5 protein-coding genes and 1 pseudogene are annotated in these 6241 nt (G+C 71.3%); all 6 read left to right on the top strand.

The window, feature by feature from the left end:
* Positions 1-196: 196 nt before the first annotated feature.
* Positions 197-1411, top strand: a complete 1215-nt coding sequence (locus ACOV8S_RS13000) for an ABC transporter substrate-binding protein (RefSeq protein ID WP_448317989.1) — start codon at positions 197-199, stop codon at positions 1409-1411.
* A 5-nt stretch (positions 1412-1416) separates the two neighbouring features.
* Complete coding sequence (locus tag ACOV8S_RS12995; protein WP_448317988.1) at positions 1417-2622, top strand: ABC transporter ATP-binding protein; 1206 nt, start codon at positions 1417-1419, stop codon at positions 2620-2622.
* On the top strand, positions 2619-3560 hold the full coding sequence (locus ACOV8S_RS12990; RefSeq protein ID WP_448317987.1) for an ABC transporter permease: 942 nt from the start codon (positions 2619-2621) through the stop codon (positions 3558-3560). Before ACOV8S_RS12995 ends, ACOV8S_RS12990 begins: the two co-directional genes overlap by 4 nt.
* A complete protein-coding gene (locus ACOV8S_RS12985; protein WP_448317985.1) occupies positions 3560-4360 on the top strand; it encodes an ABC transporter permease in 801 nt (266 codons plus the stop codon). The genes ACOV8S_RS12990 and ACOV8S_RS12985 overlap by 1 nt, the downstream gene beginning before the upstream one ends.
* A gap of 30 nt (positions 4361-4390) precedes the next feature.
* Positions 4391-5809, top strand: a complete 1419-nt coding sequence (locus ACOV8S_RS12980) for an NAD(P)/FAD-dependent oxidoreductase (protein ID WP_448317984.1) — start codon at positions 4391-4393, stop codon at positions 5807-5809.
* A 137-nt stretch (positions 5810-5946) separates the two neighbouring features.
* A pseudogene (locus tag ACOV8S_RS12975) lies at positions 5947-6241 on the top strand (hypothetical protein); the annotation flags it as partial.

Raw genomic sequence — 6241 nt, 5'->3', positions numbered from 1 at the left:
AATCCCTTGTTGGAGCCCCGCCGCTCTGTCAGGATCGGCACCCAGCCTGGCCCTCGCCGGTCCTCGCGGACCACGTCGCGGCGCACTCGGCCGCCATCCCCGGGCGGCCGGACGCCGCAAGGCCGTCGCCCTCCGGCGACGGACCGCCTCCCGTCGACACCACCCGAAAGGGCATTCCCGAAAGGGCACCTCGCGCATGGAGCAGTACCAGCCCGACCGCCTCCCCCCGGCCCGCAGGGCCGCCCTCAGCCGCCGCTCCCTGCTGCGCGCGTCGGCGGGCGGCGTGCTCGCGGCCGGAGGCGCCGGCGCGCTGAGCGCGTGCGGCATCCCGCCGGCCGGGAGCACCCAGGGTGCGGCCGCCGCCGACGACCACTCGGCGAAGGAGAAGACCGTCAGCTTCTCCAACTGGACCGAGTACATGGACGTCGACGAGAGCGAGAAACGCCACCCCACCCTGGAGGCGTTCACCGCGCGGACCGGGGTCGAGGTCAGGTACAGCGAGGACATCAACGACAACAACGAGTTCTTCGCCAAGATCAAGCCGCAGCTGGCCGCCGGGCAGGACACCGGCCGCGACCTGATCTGCGTGACCGACTGGCTGGCCGCCCGCATGATCCGCCTCGGCTGGGCGCAGAAGCTCGACCCCTCCAACCTGCCGACCGCGTACGCCAACCTCTCCGCCCAGTTCCGCTCCCCGGACTGGGACCCCGGCCGCGCCTACTCGTATCCGTGGACCGGCATCTCCACCGTCATCGCCTACAACAAGAAGGCGCTGGACGGCGTCGAGGTGCGGTCCGTGTCGGACCTGCTGGACAACCCGAAGCTCAAGGGACGCGTCGGCCTCCTCACCGAGATGCGCGACACCATGGGCATGACGCTGCTGGACATGGGCAAGGACCCCGGCGACTTCACCGACGACGACTACGACGCGGCGGTGGCCCGCCTGCAGAAGGCCGTCGACAAGGGGCAGATCCGCCGCTTCACCGGCAACGACTACACCGCCGACCTCACCAGCGGGGACTTCGCCGCCTGCGTCGCCTGGGCCGGCGACGTCGTCCAGCTCAAGGCCGACAGCCCCGAGATCGACTTCGTCGTCCCGGACAGCGGCTACCTGACCTCCACCGACAACCTGCTGATCCCGGCCAGGGCCCGCCACAAGACCAACGCCGAGCGGCTGATCGACCACTTCTACCAGCCGGCCATGGCGGCGCAGCTCGCCGCGTACATCAACTACGTCTGCCCGGTCGACGGCGTCAAGGACGAGCTCGCCAAGATCGACGCCGACGCCGCCGCGAACCCGCTGATCCTCCCCGACCGGGACATGGCCGCGAAGTCACGGGCGTTCCGCTCCCTGACCGACAAGGAAGAGACGGCCTACGAGGCCAAGTTCGCGAAGCTGACGGGCGCGTGAAAGGCATGACCGAGATGACCGGCACCACCTCCGGCGGCGACGTCCGCCTCAGCGGCATCAGCCGCGTCTACGGCGACTTCACCGCCGTCCACCCCCTCGACCTGACCGTCCCCGAGGGCTCCTTCTTCGCCCTGCTCGGCGCCTCCGGCTGCGGCAAGACCACCACCCTGAGGATGATCGCCGGCCTGGAGGAGCCCAGCACCGGCACCGTCCACCTCGGCGACCAGGACGTCACCCGGCTGCCCCCGTACAAGCGGCCGGTCAACACCGTCTTCCAGTCCTACGCCCTCTTCCCGCACCTGGACGTCTTCGAGAACGTCGCCTTCGGCCTGCGACGGCGCGGTGTCCGCTCGGTGAAGCAGCAGGTGGGGGAGATGCTCGATCTGGTGCAGCTCGGCGAGTTCGCCCGCCGCAAGCCGCACCAGCTCTCCGGCGGCCAGCAGCAGCGCGTCGCGGTGGCGCGCGCCCTGATCAACCACCCCAGGGTGCTGCTGCTCGACGAGCCGCTCGGCGCCCTCGACCTCAAGCTGCGACGGCAGATGCAGCTGGAGCTCAAGCGCATCCAGACCGAGGTCGGCATCACCTTCATCCACGTCACGCACGACCAGGAGGAGGCCATGACGATGGCCGACACCGTCGCCGTGATGAACGGCGGCCGGGTCGAACAGCTCGGCGCCCCCGCCGACCTCTACGAGAACCCGGCCACCACCTTCGTCGCCAACTTCCTCGGCACCTCCAACCTGATCGAGGCCGAGGTCCTCTCCGCGGCCAAGGACGAGATCCTGGTCCGCGCGGGCGGCGACACCCTGGGCGTGCCCGCCGAACGCTGCCCCGTCCCCGCGGGCGCCGGAACGCGGCTGCTGGTGGGCGTGCGCCCGGAGAAGGCGGCGCTCACCCACGCCGACGAGGCCGACCGGATACCCGCCGGCCGCAACCGGGTCACCGGCGTCGTCACCGAGGCGAGCTTCCTCGGCGTCTCCACCCAGTACCTGGTGGACAGCCCCGCCGGCCTCGGCCTGGCGGTCTACGCGCAGAACGTCGACCGCGACCCCCGCCTGGCGCCCGGCGCCGAGGTGGTCCTGCACTGGAGCCGCGCCCACACCTTCGCACTGGACGCCGCCCAGGACATCGAGGCCGGGACCGAGACCCTCGCGACGGCGGACATGTCCGGCACGGTCGCCGCGACGCCCGGGAAGGGGGACGCCGGATGACCTCCACCACGCTCACCGAGGCCGCCCCGCCCCCCGCTCCGGCCGGCGCCGGGAAGGCCGCCCGGCCGCCGCGCCGCCGCGGCCGGACCGTCCCCTACCTGCTGCTCCTGCCCGGCATGCTGTGGCTGCTGGTCTTCTTCGCCCTGCCGGTGATCTACCAGGCGTCCACCTCGGTGCAGACCGGGTCGCTGGAGGCCGGCTACCAGGTGACCTGGCACTTCGCCACGTACGCCGACGCGGTCGCCGAGTACTGGCCGCAGTTCCTGCGCTCGGTCCTCTACGCGGGCACCGCCACCGTGCTGTGCCTGCTCCTCGGCTACCCGCTGGCGTACCTGATCGCCTTCCGGGCCGGACGGTGGCGCAACCTGGTCATGATCCTGGTGATCGCGCCGTTCTTCACCAGCTTCCTGATCCGCACCCTGGCCTGGAAGACGATCCTCGCCGACGGGGGAGTGGTCGTCGACGCGCTGAACACCCTGCACGTCCTCGATGTGACCAGCTGGCTCGGCCTGACCGCGGGCGACCGCGTCCTGGCGACACCGCTGGCGGTGGTCTGCGGCCTGACCTACAACTTCCTGCCCTTCATGATCCTGCCGCTGTACACCTCGCTGGAGCGCATCGACCCGCGCCTGCACGAGGCGGCCGCCGACCTCTACGCCCGCCCCGCCACCGTCTTCCGCAAGGTCACCCTGCCGCTGTCCATGCCTGGCGTGGTGGCCGGGACGCTGCTCACCTTCATCCCGGCGGGCGGCGACTACGTCAACGCCGACCTGCTGGGCTCCACCGACACGCGCATGATCGGCAATGTCATCCAGACGCAGTTCCTGCGCGTCCTGGACTACCCGACGGCCGCGGCGCTCTCCTTCATCCTGATGGCCGTGATCCTGGTGGCCGTCAGCGTCCACATCCGCCGCTCCGGGACGGAGGATCTCGTCTGATGGCCCTTGTCACCTGGATCCGGCGGCGCCTGGTCGTCGTGTTCGGCCTGCTGACCCTCGCCTACCTGCTGCTGCCCAACGTCGTCGTGACCGTCTTCTCGTTCAACGACCCGGTCGGCCGCTTCAACTACTCCTGGCACACGTTCTCCACCGACGCCTGGAGCGACCCGTGCGGGGTCTCCGGCCTCTGCGGATCGCTGGCGCTCAGCCTGCAGCTCGCCCTGTGGGCCACCCTGGCGGCCACCGTGCTGGGCACCATGATCGCCTTCGCCCTGGCCCGCTACCGGTTCCGCGGGCGCGGCGCGGTCAACTCGCTGATCTTCCTCCCGATGGCGATGCCCGAGGTCGTGATGGCCGCCTCGCTGCTCACCCTGTTCCTCAACATGGGCGCGCGGCTGGGCTTCTGGACGGTGCTGATCGCCCACATCATGTTCTGCCTTAGCTTCGTCGTCACCGCCGTCAAGGCGCGCGTGATGTCGATGGACCCCCGCCTGGAGCAGGCGGCGCAGGACCTCTACGCCGGACCGGCGCAGACCTTCCTGCGCGTCACCCTGCCCATCGCCTGGCCCGGCATCGCGGCGGGCGCGCTGCTCGCCTTCGCGCTCTCCTTCGACGACTTCATCATCACCAACTTCACCGCGGGCTCCACGGTCACCTTCCCCATGTATGTCTGGGGATCGGCACAGCGCGGAACCCCGGTGCAGATCAACGTCGTCGGCACGGCCATGTTCCTGGTCGCCGTGCTGGTCGTCGTGGTCTCCATGGCCGTAGGGAACGGCCGAAAACGCAACAAGGCGTAATCCGACACATCCTGTGGGGAGTTGAGATTCATGGCCCCTGGAGCCATGAACCGTTGGACCAAGTCTCTCGCCGAGGCCCGGCCGGCCGCGTACTGGCTGGAGGACCCGGGCCGTCCCCGCCCCGAGCCCGCCCTCACCGCCGCCGCCACCTGCGACCTGCTGGTGGTCGGCGGCGGGTACAGCGGGCTGTGGACGGCCCTGCTGGCCAAGGAACGCGACCCCGGCCGCGACGTGCTGCTGCTCGAGGGCAAGGAGATCGGCTGGGCCGCCTCCGGCCGCAACGGCGGCTTCTGCGCCGCCTCCCTCACCCACGGGCTCGCCAACGGACTCTCCCGGTGGCCCGGCGAGATCCGCACCCTGGAGGAGATGGGCGCGCGCAACCTCGACGCCATCGAGGACACCGTCGCCCGCTACGGCATCGACTGCGAGTTCGAGCGCACCGGCGAGATCGACCTCGCCACCGAACCGCACCAGATCGGCGAACTGCGCGAGCTCCACCGGACGATGGAGGAGCACGGGCTCGCGGACCACGTCGAACTCCTCGACGCGGACGGGGTGCGCGCCCATGTCGACTCCCCGACCTTCCTCGGAGGTCTTTACGACCGCCGGGGCGTCGCCCTGGTCCACCCGGCCAAGCTGGCCTGGGGACTCAAGCAGGCCTGCCTGCGGCTGGGCGTCAGGATCCACGAGCACAGCCCCGCGCTGTCCCTGCGGCAGCAGGGCGCCGGGGTGCACGTGCCCACGCCCTACGGGTCGGTCCGGGCGGGCAAGGTGGCTCTGGCCACCAACGTCTTCCCCAGCCTGCTGCGCCGGGTGCGGCCCTACACCGTGCCGGTGTACGACTACGCCCTGGTCACCGAACCACTGCCGCGGGACCTGATGGCCTCGGTCGGATGGCGGGGCAGACAGGGGCTGGCGGACCTCGCCAACCAGTTCCACTACTTCCGCCTCACCGCCGACGACCGCGTCCTGTGGGGCGGTTACGACGCCGTGTACCGCTACGGCGGGCAGGTGCGGGCCGAGTACGACAACCGGCCCGAGACCTTCGCCGCGCTCGCCGAGCAGTTCTTCACCTGCTTCCCGCAGCTGGAGGGCGTGCGGTTCACCCACGCCTGGGGCGGAGCCATCGACACCTGTTCGCGGTTCGCGCCCTTCTTCGGCACCGCGCACCGTGGGCGGGTGGGCTACTCCGTCGGCTACACGGGGCTGGGCGTGGGAGCCACCCGGTTCGGCGCGCAGGTCGTGCTGGACCTGCTCGACGGCGAGGAGACCGAGCGGACCGCTCTGGAGATGGTGCGCTCCAAGCCCCTGCCGTTCCCGCCCGAGCCGTTCGCCTGGACCGGCATCGCGCTCACCCGCTGGTCGCTGGCCCGGGCCGACGTCAACGGCGGCAGACGCAACGTGTGGCTGCGGGCGCTGGACCGGGTGGGCCTCGGCTTCGACAGCTGAGGGCTCCCTCAGGTTGCTCACCCGAAGGGGTGAGTCCGTCGAAGTCGCGTAATGACCGGGACGGAACCTCCTCTCTCCCACGGGACAGTGCGCGCGGCCGGAGGCCGGCGCGCCGGGAGCGAGGAGGTGGTCCGCGGATGAACGGGACGGCTGCGGTGAAGCGGGCGGTCGAGTGGCTGGCGTCGGTCGCCCCGGACCCGGCGGCCTGCCGCGCGGAATGGGAGCAACGGGCCGACGGCGTGGCCCTGCTGCCGGCCGGCAAGGCCTGGGACGTGCTGATACTGCCGGGCGAACTCGGTCACGCCACGCTGGCGGTGCTGCGGCGGTGCCTGGACCGGATGGGGCCGGTGCTCGCCGGGTTCGACGACCACCGCCTCGGGTTCTTCGTCCCGCCGGGCACCGCCGGGCGGTGGCTCGGCACGGGGGTGCGGC

The sequence above is a fragment of the Streptomyces sp. CO7 genome (assembly GCF_053474865.1).
Note: the sequence above shows the minus strand (reverse complement) of the source record. Positions and strands in the feature narration are given on the sequence as shown.